The 17,721-nt window shown below is 68.6% G+C and carries 9 protein-coding genes and 1 pseudogene; 6 read left to right on the forward strand and 4 right to left on the reverse strand.

Annotation, left to right across the window (positions count from 1 at the left end):
- Window positions 1-10 precede the first annotated feature (10 nt).
- From rsmG to HAV40_RS12850, 5 genes and pseudogenes are all read left to right on the forward strand, one after another.
- Window positions 11-742 carry a 16S rRNA (guanine(527)-N(7))-methyltransferase RsmG gene (gene rsmG, locus HAV40_RS12830; protein WP_166381471.1) on the forward strand — a complete coding sequence of 244 codons (732 nt, stop codon included), beginning with the start codon at window positions 11-13 and terminating at the stop codon, window positions 740-742.
- A 601-nt stretch (window positions 743-1,343) separates the two neighbouring features.
- A complete protein-coding gene (locus HAV40_RS38865; RefSeq protein WP_409364957.1) occupies window positions 1,344-2,534 on the forward strand; it encodes a ParA family protein in 1,191 nt (396 codons plus the stop codon).
- Between the two features lie 40 nt (window positions 2,535-2,574).
- On the forward strand, window positions 2,575-3,618 hold the full coding sequence (locus tag HAV40_RS12840) for a ParB/RepB/Spo0J family partition protein (RefSeq protein WP_166381196.1): 1,044 nt from the start codon (window positions 2,575-2,577) through the stop codon (window positions 3,616-3,618).
- 163 nt (window positions 3,619-3,781) lie between these two features.
- A complete protein-coding gene (locus tag HAV40_RS12845) occupies window positions 3,782-4,111 on the forward strand; it encodes a nucleoside triphosphate pyrophosphohydrolase family protein (RefSeq protein WP_166381197.1) in 330 nt (109 codons plus the stop codon).
- 7,138 nt (window positions 4,112-11,249) lie between these two features.
- Window positions 11,250-11,843: pseudogene (locus HAV40_RS12850) on the forward strand (hypothetical protein); the annotation flags it as partial.
- Between the two features lie 168 nt (window positions 11,844-12,011).
- On the opposite strand, the gene HAV40_RS12855 reads toward HAV40_RS12850, so the two are convergent.
- Window positions 12,012-12,995 (reverse strand): D-alanine--D-alanine ligase family protein, encoded by a 984-nt coding sequence (locus tag HAV40_RS12855; protein WP_166381198.1) that lies wholly within the window; start codon window positions 12,993-12,995, stop codon window positions 12,012-12,014.
- A 7-nt stretch (window positions 12,996-13,002) separates the two neighbouring features.
- Window positions 13,003-14,265, reverse strand: coding sequence for an aminotransferase-like domain-containing protein (locus HAV40_RS12860; RefSeq protein WP_240935356.1), 1,263 nt, complete (start codon window positions 14,263-14,265; stop codon window positions 13,003-13,005).
- Window positions 14,266-14,531: 266 nt separating this feature from the next.
- Here HAV40_RS12860 and HAV40_RS12865 point away from each other — a divergent pair, with 266 nt between their 5' ends.
- Window positions 14,532-15,200: a GNAT family N-acetyltransferase gene (locus HAV40_RS12865; RefSeq protein WP_166381200.1), complete on the forward strand. Its 669-nt coding sequence runs from the start codon at window positions 14,532-14,534 to the stop codon at window positions 15,198-15,200.
- A 7-nt stretch (window positions 15,201-15,207) separates the two neighbouring features.
- Here the strand turns inward: HAV40_RS12865 and HAV40_RS12870 are convergent, their stop codons facing one another.
- Window positions 15,208-16,485, reverse strand: coding sequence for a DUF2786 domain-containing protein (locus HAV40_RS12870; RefSeq protein ID WP_166381201.1), 1,278 nt, complete (start codon window positions 16,483-16,485; stop codon window positions 15,208-15,210).
- A 2-nt stretch (window positions 16,486-16,487) separates the two neighbouring features.
- The gene (locus tag HAV40_RS12875) at window positions 16,488-17,642 is read right to left on the reverse strand and encodes an N-acetylmuramoyl-L-alanine amidase (RefSeq protein WP_166381202.1); all 1,155 of its coding nucleotides are present in this window, start codon (window positions 17,640-17,642) and stop codon (window positions 16,488-16,490) included.
- Window positions 17,643-17,721 lie beyond the last annotated feature (79 nt).

A 17,721-nucleotide genomic window follows, 5' to 3' on the forward strand; every position in this document is an offset into this window, starting at 1 on the left:
TTCCGACGACATGACGGAGCCGGTCATCCCCGACGGGGTGGCCGGCTCCGTGCTCTCCCCCGACCTGCGCCCGGCGGCCGAGACGCTGTTCGGCGACCGCCTCGACACCGCCACGCGCTACGTCGAGCTGCTGGCCACCGACGGCGTGCTGCGCGGTCTGATCGGCCCGCGCGAGGCTCCCCGGCTGTGGGACCGGCACCTGCTCAACTGTGCCGCCGTCGCTGAGCTGATTTCTCCCTCCGCCACGGTGCTCGATGTGGGCTCCGGAGCCGGTCTGCCCGGTATCGTGCTGGCAGTGGCGAGACCGGATATTTCGGTCATTCTGGTTGAACCACTGGCACGTCGGACCGCCTTCCTTGAGGAAGCGGTGGCAGCCCTCGGCCTGACCGGCCAGGTCACCGTGGTACGCGGCCGCGCGGAGGAGCAGATCGGCCAGCTCAGCGCGGACGTCGTCACCGCTCGCGCGGTGGCGCCGCTGGACCGGCTGGCGGGCTGGTGCCTGCCGCTGGCCTCGCGGGGAGGTCGCCTGCTGGCGCTCAAGGGGATGTCGGCCGCTGACGAGATCGTGGAGCACGGCGAAGCCGTGGCCCGGCTCGGCGGCGGAGCGCCCGTGATCCACCACTGCGGCGTCGGGCTGATCGACCCGCCCACCACGGTGGTGGAGATCGTCCGGGAGCGTGAGCTCGTGCCGAAGACTGCCAAGCCGAACCGGCGGGCAGGGCGCGGAGGACACCGGCGCTGAGCGAGGCGCCCTCCGCTCACGGAGAGGGCGCACGACGATGGGTGTCCTGCAAGGTGCCGGCACGTCGGCCTCGGCCGACCTGGCGCGCCCGCGGGCCTATGCCGGGGCGTTTCCCGGCGCGGGTTCCGCCATCCGCTCGCCCCTGTCCGGCGCGGTGCTGGCCACCGGCGCCCCGCCTGCCCGCAGGGTCATGCGGACCTCCCCGGTGGCTCCCGTCGCCGAGGGCTGGCCGGGTGCCTCCGCCGCGCAGAGACGACTCGGATGTCGCATGTCACTCGTGCCGGGATTCTTGGTGTATGTCCAGCCAGAAGGCGGTCTCGGGCGTGCCCAACCGGACGACTGTGGTAGCTTCCGTCGCCCGACAGCCGTAGGCTGGCCGCGCGTCGATAATGTGGACCCGACTGTCGCGGGTGCGGTCCTTGCACCGCCGACAGAGACGCCAGCGCGCGCCGGACCGGCCGGCGCAGCCATCCGATCCGATGCGGGCAGGGATGACACGGTGCAGGATTACGGCATGAGCCTCCCCCAGGGCTCTTACGGCGTTGTTTCACGTGAAACATCAACCCCGGCGCAGCGAGGCGCCGCCAACCCGGGCTCCGGTATGAGGCCTTCCGTCGCGAACACGTATACGTACACGTCCAGCGCGGCAGGTCCGACCTCGGTGCCCAGTGGTCCGGCGAGCCCCGACGCGACCGGTTTCCGTGCGACGGCCTCGGTGCCGCCGCCGGGGAGCAGTGTGCCGCCCGCGGAGTTCTCCTCGGCTCCGCACGGTGCCACCGGCTACGTGCCGGTGTCCGCTCCCCCGGCGAACCGGCCGCCGTCGCCCCGCCCTCAACCCAGTTCTACGCATGTCGCGGGTGAGGATCAGAGTGCGACCGCGTACGGTGCTTCTGACGCGAACACGACAGCGTCCGGTAGTTCGGAGGACCCACCGTTGGCCATGGAAGCGATGCGCGCCGTACAGATCCTTAACCCGAGCGGCGAGGTGACGATGCCTCGCCCGACCCGGCAGCGTGTCATGTGCGTCGCCAACCAGAAGGGCGGCGTGGGTAAGACGACCACGACCGTGAACCTTGCGGTGGCCCTGGCCCTGCACGGCAACCGCGTCCTGGTGGTCGACCTCGACCCGCAGGGCAACGCCTCGACCGGACTCAACGTGCCGCACCACGCGGGCGTGCCGGACGTCTACGACTGTCTGATCGACCAGGTGCCGATGGAGGAGGTGGCGCAGGCGGTCGAGGGCATCCCGAACCTCTACTGCGTGCCGGCCACCATCGACCTCGCCGGTGCCGAGATCGAGCTCGTCTCCGTGGTCGCCCGCGAGTCGCGGCTGGGCCGCGCGATCCAGGGCTTCCCGATGGAGTTCGACTACGTCTTCATCGACTGCCCGCCGTCGCTGGGCCTGCTTACGGTCAACGCGCTGTGCGCCGCCCAGGAGGTGCTCATCCCGATCCAGTGCGAGTACTACGCGCTGGAGGGCCTGAACCAGCTCCTGAACAACATCAACCTGGTGAAGGCCCACCTCAACCCGAACCTGGACGTGTCCACGATCCTGCTGACCATGTACGACCGCCGTACCCGCCTCGCGGACGCGGTCGAGCAGGACGTGCGCAACCACTTCGGGGAGAAGGTGCTGACCTCGGTCATCCCCCGCAACGTGCGCGTCTCCGAGGCTCCGAGCTACGGCCAGTCGGTCATGACTTATGATCCCGGTTCGCGTGGAGCCACCAGCTACTTCGAGGCCGCGCAGGAGATCGCCGAGCGCGGCGCGAAGATCGGAGTTGCGGCATGACCACGCGGAACAGCATCAGCACCGAAGGTGAGGCGCCGGCATGACCCCGCCCCCCCTTCGTAAGGGAGGCCTCGGCCGTGGTCTCGGTGCGCTGATCCCGTCGGCCCCGATCGCCCCGGCCGAGCCCGTGGCTGCCCCGGTGCCGGTTCAGGCCGCGCCGGTCGAGGCTGCACCGGTGTCCGCTCCCCCGGCGGCCCCAGTGGCCGTTGTGGAGGCCGCGCCGCAGGTCGTGGAGATGCCGCCGCCCGCACAGGTCGTGGACCTGGCACCGGTGCCCGGAGCTCGCTTCGCCGAGATCCCGGTCGGCTCGATCGTGCCCAACGCGAAGCAGCCCCGGCAGATCTTCGACGACGAGATGCTCGACGAGCTGAAGATCTCCATTCAGGAGGTCGGCTTCCTGCAGCCGATCGTCGTCCGCGAACTCGGCCAGGACAAGTACGAACTGGTCATGGGTGAACGGCGCTGGCGTGCCGCCCAGGCGGTCGGCAAGGAGATGATCCCGGCGATCATCCGGGACACCCGCGACGACGCCATGCTGCGCGACGCGCTGCTGGAGAACATCCACCGGGCACAGCTGAACCCCCTCGAAGAGGCTGCGGCGTACCAGCAGCTGCTGGAGGAGTTCGGCGCGACGCACGACGAGCTGGCCAAGAAGATCGGCCGCAGCCGCCCGCAGATCTCCAACACCATCCGTCTGCTGAACCTGCCGCCGCAGGTGCAGAAGCGGGTCGCCGCCGGTGTGCTCTCCGCCGGGCACGCGCGGGCACTGCTGAGCCTCGACCAGGCCGAAGCCCAGGACAAGCTGGCCACCCGCATCGTGGCTGAAGGCCTGTCGGTGCGGGCGACCGAGGAGCTCGTGACCCTGGCGAACGCGGAGGGCGAGGCGAAGCAGTCCGCGGGCAAGCGGCGCGCCAAGCCGCACGCCCCCGCCCTGGTCGACCTGGCCGACCGCCTGTCGGACCGGTTCGACACCAAGGTGAAGGTGGACATCGGCCGGAGCAAGGGCAAGATCACGATAGAGTTCGCGACGGTAGACGACCTGGAGCGCATCGTCGGGATCATCGGCGTGGAGAATCAGGAATAGACTAGGTTGATGAAGGGGTCGCCCGAGTTCGGGCGGCCCCTTTTTTCGTCCCCGATCGCTCGGCTCTGCTGCCCACTCTCCTACGCATCGCCTGCGAACTTTCCGGCCGCCGTATCGGGGCACAGAAGCGTACACAGGGGCGGGTCGGCCATACTGGTCCGCTATGGAGCTGGACGAGTATCAGCGCGGTGCCCTCCGTACCGCTGCTGCGCGCGACAAGCAGAACGAACTGCTGCACCTGGTGCTCGGGCTCGTCGGCGAGTCGGGTGAGATCGCCGAGAAGTTCAAGAAGTGGGTACGCGACCTGGACAGCGACGAGGCGCGGATCGACCGGGCCGACATCGCCAAGGAGCTCGGCGACGTGCTCTGGTACATCGCCGTACTCGCCGACTACCTCGACCTGTCGCTGGACGACATCGCGACGGCCAACCTCGCCAAGCTGGCCAGCCGCCAGGGCCGAGGCGTGCTGGGCGGCAGCGGCGACAACCGCTGAGCCGGGACATGTGGTGGGGTGAGCCTCAGCCAGGCTTGTGCTGTAAACGGTCTTCGGCCACCCGGCCATGACAGGCCGAGGCCGTCGCTAGCGGTAGCCGCCTTGGCAGTACGTGTGCGAGCCGGTGCGATGCCTTGGCTCTTCTCAGACTCGCTGTCAGGGCTAGATCACGCGGGACCGCGGCTCACCCGGCGGAGTGCAGCGTAATGATGTGGTGCCTGCGGTGCGGGGGCAGTTGGTAGCACAAGCCCCCGTATTCTCGGTGCGCGCCTACTGCGCTGGGCTGGCGGTGCACCAACAGTGTCGGTCGGGTTGGTTCGTTCGAACTGCGGCGTTCGAGTCAGGCGCTATACGAGGCTCGCGGGTTGAGTCGGCTGGGTCGAACCCAGTGGTCGGAACCGGCGACAGGAATGAGGGAGCACCGGTTGCCGCCGTTACCCCTGGGGGCTGCTTAGCTCGTCGTCGGTGGTCGGCGAGGCTGGGTGGTTGGGCGCTTTCGATCTGCGAACCCCGTGGTTGTGCCGAGACGCTGGAGCCTGTGAGCGTATGCCTGGGAACGGGTTCATGGCGCTGCTCGACTCCAGTAGGTTAGTCATCGTCATTGAGCACCACCGAGCCGCCATGCTGTCGGGCCGACGAAGAGATCGTCGGTGAGCTACCGGCCCCTTGGAGGTAGTCGCTCTCCCCCGGTCGTTCCCGCCTCTGCATCCTCGGGTTGCTCAAGATATCTCCGGTGACTGCAGTAGACGGGTTGGACGGAGTACGGCCGGCTGGGGCCAGATGGGTTCAACGTAGGGGCGGCGCGTGACCTCGAGACCTGTCGGTCCCACTCCACATGGCGAGCGATTGCAGATCCACAAGCTGACTCAACCCCCGATCAGATTGCACGCTCCACGCTCCACGCTGGCGACGGGGCACGTGGAAGAACTTCGTTGATGGCTCTGACGCGTGGAGTTCGTAGTACAGGGCGTCCTGGCGGTCTTGGAGAGTAGGGCGTGCCAGCAGTCGCGGCACCGCACTCAGCGCCGACATTGGCAGCCAGCCCTCTGGAGGGAGCCACCTGCGCGAGGACTAGAGCTCCGCGGAGGATTCGGGCGGGAGGGGGCTGAGGGCTCGGCCACTACTGGGCTGAGCGGGGCTGGGAAGTCGACAGTGCTGAGGCCAGGGCCGCACGCGGCTTGGACACTGCTGGAGCCCGGATCCGCAGTCGATCGAGATCTGAGCCGGATCAGGGGTCGGACGGCGGCGTTCGCTGGGACCGGACGGGGCGGCTTGAGGTCGGCCATACGCTCGACCCATCCCCCATGTACGTGGGGTCGATCCTTTGCGGTCGCGCGCCTAACATGCACACCGGCGTGCCGCCGTGGTGTCAGTCGGGAGAGCCCGGAGAGGATCGCCTCGGGTTGATTCGGAGGCAGGAGTGGCTACGCCGTCAACGGATGAGTCAGTGCAATGTTTCACGTGAAACAGAGAGATCGTTTGGGTATGGGCTGAGCGCCCTTGCCGTAGCGAGGCAGTGGTTGTCGGACTAGACCCCTTGGGCGATGGCGGCACCGAGGACCGCCCAGTGCGCCGCATACTGACAGGCGAAGTAGAACGTCGCGGCGTTCGGCCATGCCACCCGCAGCCTGAGGTCGTCGCGCCAACCACGTAGACCCGTCCACTACCGGGTGGTCTAGGTGCCGGTTCACCGTTGCCAGTGGTGGACTGCAAGCGCGGATGCGCGGGACGGACGCGGTGAACCGGCCGCTCGGACTGTGTCAGCTCTGGGTCGGCCGCGGTGGGCAGCGCATCGTCGTTTCGTCTCGCATCAGCGGAACCGATGGCGCCTGGTTCGGCGGCCGGTCCTGCCTGCCCGGGAGGAGGGTAAGTGTGGCTGGCGGGCTTGTAGGCGCCCACGGGAATGGCGGCGGGTGGAGGGTGCGGGCCGGTCAGTTCGGATCGGTGGATAGCGGAAGCTGCGGCACCCGTTCTCGGTAACGATCTCGTGGTTTCACGTGAAACCACGACAGCGGGCTCCTGCTTGATGTGCGCGCGTAGGCGCGCGAGTTCTGATGCGGTCGGCGGTAGCCGAGGCAGGGTGGCGTAGGCGTTGCCGCGCCCAGCCAGTAGCCCAGCGACTTGGAAGCGCCAATCAGTGGGTGGCCTCCAAGCCGCCCGTGGAGTTCATCGCAGCCGATACAGATGGATCGGTGCGGTAGAACGATCCCGGAGTGTTGTTCGTGGGCCGGCCCTCCGTGGTGCCCTTGAGGGCGTTCACGCAAGATGCCAGTCGGGGTGCACTTCGCAAGGGTGAAGCTAAAGCCGTTGCCCTCCCCTGGGCGGCGATGGCGCGGCCACAGTCGGCACAAGAGAGCAGCGAGCCGAGGGCGGCTGCCGTGATGTTGGGACGGACTGTTTAGAAGTCGCGGTGATCGGGCAGATCCAAAGCATGCTGGAATGCCCGACGCCGCAGGGGCCGTGGCGCAACGGGCCTACTTGATTGTTTCGTGAACCAACCCGTGGGAAGCAGACCACGGTTTTCGGCATGACTCCGCCTGCACCGACGCCGCGGGGACCTCGCCCGGGTTCGCGCCCGATGGGTCAGTGCGTGGGTGACCCATGCGCTAACCGCTCGGGCGGCGCGTTCGGGTGGCACAGGTCGAGCGCGGTTTGTGAAGTCGTGCGGACGAGAGCCCATGGCGACGCCGTGGCGTCCGCTGGCTCTGGTCGACGAGTGAGTGGTAGGCGCGCGACCTGAGGGCGCGCCGGGACATCCGGCCAACGCCCTAACAGCCGACAGACCAACGCCCTAACAGCCGACAGAGGAGCCGCCCGTCGGTTCGTTGGTTGAGTACGGAGACTGTTGTGCCCGTGCCCGTGCGGGGTGTGCTCCAAGCCGCAAAGATATCGAGCCGATGATTCCGGAAGCGCCTCAGTGCCGGTTCGTGATGACGGGCGGAGCTGGGTGCGTAAGGCGATGCCGGCTTTAGCTGTGAGCCTCATCGGACGGCCAGTCCGCATAGTGGGGTTCGAAAGTTTAGGAGGGCCCCGCCAGCGCGCTCGTCGAGAGCAGCAGAACACGGCGACCGCGCCTTGGCGCCCGGCTCAATCAGCGAGGCGCCCGGCCGTGTACGCGGATGGTTCGACTCGTGGATAGGGCTGCAAGTGAGCTGGCATTGAGCCGGACCCGCTCGACGCTCCAACGCGGCAAGACATCCTGGATCGTTCCGGCTGATCCGCCTCTGGATCCGGAGTTGCACGTCGCTGGCTACTGGATCGCGCCGTCGCAGCGCAGGCGCGTTCGGCCCGGCTGGACTGGACTCTGGAGAAGCCGTGCCGGGACCTAGACGGGCTCGGGATCCAGGCGGGCTCGGGAACCAGACCGCACGCGGACCGATGTTGGTGACGGGTTAGTCTGACCCAGGCGGCGGCCACGAACATTCAACGCCCCGCACACCCGGCACTCGCACACCCGCCAGTCGCACACCTGGCACTCGGACCGAGAAGGCACCCGAACTCGCCGTGCTAGAAGTTGCAGGCGAAGTCGAAGAGGCGGGCTCCTGCCTCACAGCCGTCGCCATCGTGCTCGTTCCGTTGCTGTGTATCCGGAGAGGTAGTCCTGACGTTTAGTCGTGGGCCATTTCGGGATTGCCCCTGCGATGGCGGGACGTTGGTGTCCGACCACGGCCCTTCCGGTTCAGGTACGAGACCGACGCGTCAGCCGCCTGACTACCAACCTGAGTGAACGCGCCCAACAGCGTGTGGCTTTGCGCTACCACCGCAGATGTTCTTCCGTGGCCGGACATGCGAACCGTGGAACGTGCTGACATCTGTTGTGCCGCCTCACCTGTCAGCGGCTTACGGCGGGACTGTTATCTGGGACATCCACAAGCACAAGACGCCACACTCTGCATGGAGGTCGCTACGAGCGACACCGGCGTGTGTGGGATGCGGCGCTAACCGGGCTCGCCTTGAGGCTGCGGTGGCCTGACGATGTCTGATGGCGATGCTGTCACTCGGCAGCGATGTATACGGCGGCGCGGCCTGATAGTGCGGTTCAGGTGAGGCAGCCGAGCGGATGCAGTCGGGCGGAGTAAGCCGAACGTGGCTGCGCACTGTTTCACGTGAAACACGATGATCGGGTTTAAAGGCGAGGGTGTTGGAGCAGCATGGAAGGATGGGCAGAAGTCGCGCCGGATAACTGAGGCGTCGGTAGCCACTCAGACGGCTACCCGGATTTCGTCAGACGCCTCCGTGCAGTCCGCCACGCCGCCACCCGCGGCATCGCACCACGAAACCCTGCCCGGCCCTGGAAGCAGCAGGGCTCAACACGCGACCGTCGGGAACACGGGCGCGAGAGCTAGGCCGACACTCGGTGGGTGTCACGAGAACGAACGACTACGTGGGCGGGGTGCGACCTTCACAGGCGGCCGACTTGATTGAGGACCTTGAGGCAACTGGTCTTCGTCAGTCGCAGTGGTCCTGCTGTCGGAGGTCCTCCCAGACTGAGCGCACAGGATCCCTGCCGTTGTATCGGCGTTGCGTGAGTGGGATGGATTGTAGGTCTCGTCGCGTAGGGAGGCCGTGTTGGTGCTGGGTGTTACTCACAAGGCTTTAGAGGATCGCCCTCACCTGCGTCTCAGGACGCCCATGAAGGCGGCCCGGTCGTGGCCCGGATCGTCACGGCACTGGCTGCATCCGGGTGCAGGGGAGGTGACCGCTGAGGAGCCGCAAACGGCTGGGCTAGCGGTCACCTGCACTATTTAGAAGGCCAACGAGGTTGGCCCTACCGCACTCCCCCAGGCGCGCCACGCACGCGCCACGGATATGGATGGGCGCTGAGTGCCGTCCCGGTTGACGTTGGGCGTTAGGCGTTGCACGACCACCAAGCGCTGGGCGGCGAAGCCGAACGGAACTGTCTGGGAGAGAAGACGCACACGTCGAGCGACCTTCCTTCGACTCGCAGCCGTGTTGTGAAGGTCGGGCAGGCTAGTAAGAGCCCCCCGATGTCTTGGGCGACCGGCCGTGTGCCGAGGGAGCACACGAAAGTACGAGCTGTACCGCTGGGGCGCGATGAGCCGGCTTGCCGATCGAAGCTTGCGCTCGATGCCCGGCTGGCTGGGGTCGGATCAGCTTGGTCGACGGTTGAGATGGGTTCAAGCGCGAGCCTCTGTAGGCGGGTAGCGGCGTAGCGGATTAGAAAGTCAGATCTGCGCCATGCACGGGCGGCTGGGAACGTTCGAGTACGGCCAGCGCGACGGCTACTGGATAGGGCAGCCACCGGAACCGGCGACCTGTACCTCCATGGGAAGAGAGCAACCGCCCGCCTAACGGGGACCCTGGCGAACATTGGCGACTCGCCGACCGGGGCCCGGTGGATTCTGCTGCGGGCAACGGCGTCTTCCTGACTACACGATCACCGTGGTTTCACGTGAAACCAAACCCCCGATGGTTCACCAGAAGCAACCAGTAATCGTCTCGTGAGTCGAACCCATGCCACCCCAACTGACTCGTGATCGCTATCCCGCAGGCTCGTGGCGCGTCAGCACGTTCCCCGCCCACTCCCAGATCGTTGACGCCTGACGCCTGACGCCTGACGCCTGACGCCTGACGCCTGACGCCTGACGCCTGACGCCTGACGCCTGACGCCTGACGCCTGACGCCTGACGCCTGACGCCTGACGCCTGACGCCTGACGCCTGACGGTGGAACTCCAGGACCGTTTGGCGGAGGACTGAATCGCAGCGATCCGCGACTAGCTGGACAGGTCATCGTGCCGCTTCTTGTGGAGCCAGGGGCAGACTCGATGGGACTGGCGAACGTGGCCCTGGTCCACGGAAGGTTGAACTCGGTGGGGTCAGGTTGGCAGGTTGTCCAGGGCGGCGACTACCGGCGGCGGGAAACGCTGAGCGGCAGGACCACTAGTGCCCTGGCAGCCGAAGTCACCGGGGAAGGCGTGGCTGACTAGCCACGAAGCCAGGCTGGGAGGACACGCAGGAGAGTGCGCGTGCTCAACGGGACGTACGGCCGCCGCAGTTGGCAGGTCCACGGCAGGGTTTCTTCCGGACCTATGCCGCTCTTGAACAGGCGGCGGGCCTGTCGAATACCGGGCGCAGCACGGTGCTCTGAACAACGCCGGTTGGCACGATGCAGCCGTGGATCATGGCGCAGTGACGGGCCGGTGCTACCGGTCGCACCGGCACTGCCGACGACCGATGCCATTTGCAGCTGCCCGGTCGGGTCCGGTCCGGGCCTAACACCTGGGTTCAGCGAGTTCGGTTGCACGCAAGTCGGCCTGTGCAGTTAGGGCTCCACATCACGCCCGCGGAACAGGCACCAAGACCAGGCCCACTCCCCCTGGGCCTGCCGCAGTCGACGACGACCAACGCGTGGATGGCAGGAGCCCTCAGCTGCCGGTGTTGGCACCGGGCGACGCCGACCGCGACGTGCCCGGTTGTCGGTTGATTGAGCCGCGTCCGAGGCGGCTCGATCAACCAGCAGGTACCACGAACTCGGCTTGGTTGGACGGGCCGACCACACTCGTGATCTAAGCGATCAGCGCGATGGCAGGCCGGGCTCAAGCCGGCCGAGACCCCCCCGCGATCGAACCGCAGCGGGAGCGGACAGTCTGGGCCCGGGCCCAGACACGGATCAAGCACCGGCCTGCAGGGCAGGATCAGGCCCGTAATGCCACGGTCGGCCAGCCCGATCGAGTGGACTCTGCGAAGCCCAAAGCCTGCGGACAGTCATGCACAGGCTCCATGGAGTTATCCACAACCCGCATGCCCAAGGTCAACGATCTCCACAGCCCTGCCCAAGTGCGAGGAAGGTCACGTATCCGCTGTCCACAGCCCTGGACCGTCCGATGTCCACAGCCGAGCGCTAGTTATCCACAGGCCATGTTTCACGTGAAACCAGCATCGAGAACGCGCAGAATCCATGCGCTACCAACGGGATCAGCACGTGAACTGATGTGACAGCGCTCTGCACGCCGGTGGCGTAACCCCGGTCACGGTGCGGCATTCCACAGGACGTCCCCCGCCTATCCACAAAGTTATCCACAGGCACCCTGTGGGCTGTGGTTTCACGTGAAACCGAGCCACGGTAATCCACAGCCGGGGGGAGACAGGACCGCCTGGCTGGGCTAGATTCTGCAGGTGGCCGATACCCCCATGCCCCTTCCCGGCTTCACTGCGTGGCCCTCGTTCCCGTTCGAGGGCGACTTCAAGATCAAGCATCTTGACCCGCCGGTCGCGACCGAGCCCGCCCGTAAGGGTGAGGACTCGGCAGACTGCACGGCGTGTACCGCACCCGACGACGCCTACATCTGGGTGAACGAGCGCTGGCGCGTACGCACCATGGACCGGCCCACGGGCCTGCCGATGGTGCTCATGCTGGAGCCCAGATCCCACCTCGACCTGGGTGACCTGCCGAACCTCCTCGCCGCGGAACTCGGCGTGATGACGGTGCGTCTGGAGCGGGCCATTCGCTCGCTGGACGAAGTGGCACGGGTCCACGTCTACCGGTGGGGCGACGGCGCCGCACACCTGCACGTGTGGTTCATGGCTCGCCCTGTCGGGCAGCTGCAGCTGCGCGGCACGTTCCTGCCCCTGTGGGACGACATCCTGCCGCCGATCGCCGAGGACCACTGGCGGGAGAGCCTGGCTCACGTCGCGGCGTGGCTGGCCGAGTTCGGTGGCACGCCGCTCGCGCAGCCGCCGCGCATCGACTGGCAGGCGCCGGCCAAGCTGACCGACTCCTGACACCGCCGCAGGCGCGTTCCCGGTGGCCGACCCGGTGCCCCCGGCTTCGTCGAGTCGGGCGTAATCGGGTTCGGTGAAGGTCCAGCGCACACCGCACAGGAGAGGCCCGGTTCCACGTGGAACCGGGCCTCTCCTGTGCGGCATGTGGGTAGGCGGTCAGCCTGCCGGGCGCTCTGCGGCCTGGATCACCAGGCGGGCGATCACTTCGCCCAGGTCGAGCCCGCCGGCCTGCACCGCCATCGGCAACAGCGAGGTCTCGGTCATACCGGGGGCGACGTTGACCTCCAGGACAGTGCACTCCCCCGACGGGGTCACGATCAGGTCGACCCGCGACATGTCGCGCAGGCCGAGCGCCTGGTGTGCGGCCAGCGCCGTCTTGACGACCTCGGCGCTCGTCTCGGCCGACAACCGGGCGGGCGTATGCCAGGTGGTGAGTCCGGCGGTGTAGCGGGCCGCGTAGTCGTACACGCCGTTGCTGGGCACGATCTCGACTGCGGGCAGCGCGAACGGACCTTCGCCGAAGTCGAGGATCGAGACCGCTACGTCGACTCCCTCGACATAGCGCTCCACGAGCGCGGTCTGGTCGTACGCGAAGCACCCGACCATCGCGGCAGGCAGGGTGGAGGCGTCCCGGACGACCGCCGCGCCCAGCCCGGAGCCACCCTGCGCGGGCTTGACCATCAGCGGCAGGCCCAGCCGGTCGACGATGCGCTCCAGCACCGCCACGGCACCGAGCTCGGAGAACCGGTCGTGCGGCAGGGCCACCCACTCGGGAGTGGCGATGCCGCACTCGACGAGCACGGCTTTGGCGGAGGGCTTGTCCCAGGCGAGCCGGGCGGAGCGGGCGTCAGGCCCGACGTAGGGCACGCCGCACAGGTCGAGCACGCCGCGCAGCGAGCCGTCCTCGCCGGTGGAGCCGTGCAGGGCGATGAACACCGCATCCGGCGGGTCGGCCTTCAGCGCGGGCAGCAGAGCGCCGTCGGCGTCGAGCAGCTCGGCTTCGACGCCGACGGCGCGCAGGGCGTCCAGCACCCGGCGGCCCGAACGCAGCGAGACGTCACGCTCGTAGGACAGGCCACCGGCCAGTACCAGGCAGCGGAGATCGGTTCGGACGGCGGGCGAGGCGGACGGTGCGGTCACCCTCGAATCATGCCAAGTCGGGACCGGGCGCGTGCGCACCGGGCCGCGGCAGCTCGGTGACCGCGTCCAGCTGCCCGGTGTCACCGAAGACGGCACGTGTGGCCAGCTCCTGCTCGACGACACCGGCGAGGCGGCGCACGCCCTCCCGGATGCGCTCCGGCGGCGGGAACGAGAAGTTCAGCCGCAGGTGCTGCTGCCCGGTGCCGTCGGCGTAGAAGCCCGTGCCCGGAACGTACGCGACGCGCGCGGCGATGGCGCGGGGCACCATGGCCTTGGAGTTGAGCCCGGCGGGCAGGGTCGCCCACACGAACAGGCCGCCTGCGGGATGCGTCCAGGTGGTGCCCTCGGGCATCAGGTCGGACAGCGCGGTGAGCAGCGCGTCGCGGCGCTCGGCGTAAATCTGCTGGTACGTCTTGAGCTGCTGGCGCCAGGGCATGGTGGACAGGTAGGTGCTCACCACGGACTGGGCGAAGTTGCTCGGGCACAGGATGTTCGCCTCGGTGGCGATCACCAGCTTGTCGCGTACCGCATGGGGGGCGAGGATCCAGCCCACCCGCAGGCCCGGCGCGAAGGTCTTGGAGAACGTGCTGAGGTAGAAGACCCCGTCGCGGCGGCGGGCGCGCAGCGGGCGCGGTGCCTCGCCCTCGAAGCCGAGGCGGCCGTAGGGGTCGTCCTCGACGACCAGCAGCCCTGCCCGCTCGCAGATGTCGAGGACCTGCTCGCGGCGCTCCTCGGACAGCGTCACGCCGGCCGGGTTCTGGTACGTCGGGATGGTGTAGAGGAACTTGACCCGGCGGCCCAGCCGCTGCTGCTCGGCGATCGCGAGCTCCAGCGCGGCCGGGATAAGGCCGTCGTGGTCCATCGGCACGTGCACGACCTGCGCCTGCGCGGCCTGGAACACGCCGAGCGCGCCGACGTAGGTGGGGCCTTCGGCGAGCACGACGTCACCGGGGTCGAGGAACAGCCGGGCGATCAGGTCCAGTGCCTGCTGGCCGCCGACGGTGACGACGACGTCGTCGGGCGAGGCACCCACGGAGGCGTCGATGCCGACGTCGGCCATCAGCGCGCAGATCTGCTCGCGCAGCTCCGCCATGCCCTGGCCGAGCCCGTACTGCAGCGCGCTGGTGCCCTGCTTGGCGACCAGTTCGCCGATGACCTCGCCGACCGCGTCCAGTGGCAGGGCGGCGATGTAGGGCATGCCACCGGCGAGGGACACCACTTCGGGGCGGTTCGCCACGGCGAAGAGAGCTCGAATCTCCGAGGCCGTCATGCCGATGATGCGCTCTGCGTACCGATCGGTGTAGTCGTCGAGCGTGGTGCCCGTCTCCGCCACGGTCCCTCCCCGGCATGACAAACAGTTGGCCATCGAATCGTACGCTGGGTCATCTGGCTCTTGAACCGACATTCGGTCGAATCCATCCAACGGGATAGGGTGCAGCAAGGCCGTAATCGGGCGTAAAGTCAGTTAGTTGGCTCGGCGACGGGCCGGATATTCGGCGCTCGCGGCTGCTGCCGCGGTAATGCACGGAGCTGCTCATGTCACGCAGAGTGGTGAATCTGACGCTGGACACCCTGGAGGATCTGCCCAAGGGGTGTCGTAACTGCGTGTTCTGGGAGCTCGATCCGGTCTCCGGTGAGCGCGCCTGTGCCGCGGGCGACCCAGGGTTGGAGAAGGAGGCGTGGGTCTCGCAGACCCTGCTGGAGTGGGGTTCCTGCGGGAAGATCGCCTACGTCGACGGGATGCCGGCGGGCTTCGTGCTGTACGCCCCGCCGATGTACGTGCCGCGCGGCAACGCGTTCCCGACCTCGCCGGTCTCGCCCGACGCGGTGCAGCTGATGACGGGGCACGTGGTCGCGGCGTTCGCGGGCGGCGGGCTCGGGCGGGTGCTGATCCAGTCCGTGGCGCGTGACCTCACCAAGCGGGGCATCAAGGCCATCGAGGCGTTCGGCGACGCGAAGTTCGGCGACCACGCGGAGGAGGACTCGCAGCAGTTCAGCTGCCTCGCCCCGGCGGACTTCTTCCTCGCGGTCGGCTTCAAGACGGTGCGTCCGCATCCGCGCTTCCCCCGCCTGCGCATGGAGCTGCGTACGGCGCTGTCGTGGAAGTCCGACGTGGAGTACGCGCTGGAGAAGCTGCTCGGTTCGATGAGCCCCGAGCTGCTGCGTCCCGGCGTACGCCCAGCGGTGCGCAGCACCACCAACTGAGGCCGGGCTAGCCCGCGGGCAGCGGGTTGCGGACCGCCAGTTCCGCGCGGTCCGCGGCGGCGCGGCCGGAGGCCCAGCCCGCGGCGTTGGCGATCCGCGAGGTGCGGCTCACCCGGTGCGGGAACAGGTCCTCGAACGCGGTGTCGACGGCCTCGGACCGGGCGGCGAGCACGGGCACCAGGTCGGTGCCTGCTGCGGCCACCTCGGCGTCGACCTCTTCGCGGACCTCGGTGAGCCGCTCGCCGATGCGGTGGGCGTACGCGCTGAGGAACGCCTGCCGGAACGAGCGCACGTCGTTGCGGCCGTACCGGTCGGCGCGGGGGTTCGCGGCGGTCATCGCGTGGATCGCCTGCACCAGCAGCGAGGTGTAGAGCATCTCGACGGCGTCGAGGTCGGGCCCGAAGCCGACGATCGTGCTCAGGCCGAGGTCCTTGAAGTTGAGCGCGCGGCACCGGTTGGCCTCGGCCACCACCTGGAGCAGCATCGCCTTGGGACCCTCGTACGGGTTGGCGATGACGATGCGGCGGGTCTCCGGCCCGTCGCTCATCCCTGACGCGGCGTCGACCAGCGCGTGGTCGATGCTGTGCCGCGCCATGAGCTGCTGGGCCTTGGCGGTGAACGCCTCGGCCTCCTCCGGGAAGTCCGTCGACTCCGCCTTTGCAAGCAATGCCCTGATCCGGTCCAGCATGCGGCGGTCTGCGCCGTCTGTCGCCTCAGACGTCGCGCGGCGCTGCCTGGCGGGCGAACCGGGTGCGTGCCCGGCCCGCTCCAGCGGCGGCAGCTCCTGGTAGAGCCAGCGCATCAGCTCGAAGGCCCCACCGAGAACCTTCAGCCGGTCCAGCGAGTGCCTGCGGCCGAACTGGGCCAGGTGCCCGTCGTCGCCGGTCCACCACACGGTCGCGTCGAGCACGCTCAGCTCGGCCGTCCAGCGCGGGTCGACGGCGGCCGGGTCATGGACCCGCATCCGGCCCGCTGTCACGTCAGTGAGCAGCTGCGCCATCCAGTTGCCCGCCGACTTCGGCGCTCCCGCGCGGGCGGCGAAGCGGCGCAGCGTGTGGTCCAGCTCGACGGGCCGCCAGTTGCTGTTCCAGGCGTGCTGCACCGCCTGTTCGAGCGCGTGCGACACGGCGTCGTCGACGGCCCGCTGGTCGAGGGTGCTGGCGTACACCTGCTCGCAGACGACGCGGTAGCGCCGCTGGTCGCGGTCGAGTAGCGCTGCGGCGATCTCGACCAGCATGCGGTCGGCGTAGCCGCGTGCCTGCGCGGCGGTGGGGGTGGTCGGCATGGTCAGCTCGGCAGGGCCAGGCGCAGGGCGCTCACGTCGATGGTGCCGGTCTTGACGTCGATCTCGACCGGGTAGTACATGCGCTGCACGGCGGCGACGATGGCCTCCACCACGCGCTCGCGGAACATCGGGTCGATCAGCTGCGCCCGGTCCTTGGGCGAGGTCAGGTAGCCGACGTCCACGCGTACCGCGGGCATGCGGGTGTAGCGCAGCAGCTCCCAGGTCTTGGCGTGGGTGTGGCAGTTGCGCAGGCCGGTGCGGGCCACGATCTCGCGCTGGACGAGACCGGCCAGCCGCTCCCCCATCGTCGAGGTGACGCCGTTGGAGGTGCCGTAGTGGTAGGTGGCCACCCCGTCGGCGTCCGGGTTCTGGTGCCCGTCGATGTGCAGCGAGATCAGCAGGTCGGCGGCCAGGTCGTTGGCGAGCTGGGCCCGGTCGAGGTCGCTGGGCGCCTCGATGGGCAGCGGACCGCGGGTCAGGTGCACCCGCATGCCGGCGGCGGCCAGGCGGCCCTCCAGCCGGGTGGCCAGGTCGTACGCGAGGTCGGACTCGGTCCAGCGCAGTGGCCCGTCGGGCACGACCACGCCGGGGTCGGAGCCGCCGTGCCCCGGGTCCACGATGATCTGCCGCCCGACCAGGCTCGGCCCGGTCTGCCGGATGGTCACCTCCTCGCGCAGCTTCAGCGGGGAGCCGCCGACGACCTTGCGCCCGAGCCGCCGCAGCACCTGCAGGGTCTGCGGGCCGCAGGTGCCGTCCGGGGGCAGGCCCATCTCGCGCTGGAAGGCCGACAGGCCCCGCGCGGTACGCGGACCGTAGACGCCGTCGGTGCGGCCTACGTCGTACCCCATCTCCAGCAGCCGTTCCTGCAGCTGGCGTACGTCGTCGCCGCGCAGCGGGTCGGAGACGCTGAAATAGAGCGTGCGGGCGCCCAGCGTCCACCGGGCCGCGTCCAGCGCGCGCCAGGTCTCCGCGCCCACCTCGCCGTCCACGGAGAGCCCACGGTCCTGCTGGAAGGCGCGTACCGCCCGTTCCACGACCACGGTGAAATCGTCCGCCTCGGCCGGGTCGGCCGGGATCTGCAGCAACCCCAGCGCGACCAGGATCGACCGGATCTCGGTGACGGCCGGGCCGCGCTCACCGCGCTTGATGGCTCGCACAGCGGACCTCCTGGTAAACCTCACAAATGCCACCGGAGCCTATCGTGCCGCACGGGCCGGTAGGGACCTCGAACCTGTA

The organism is Catellatospora methionotrophica, assembly GCF_011297335.1.
GTDB lineage: Bacteria > Actinomycetota > Actinomycetes > Mycobacteriales > Micromonosporaceae > Catellatospora > Catellatospora methionotrophica.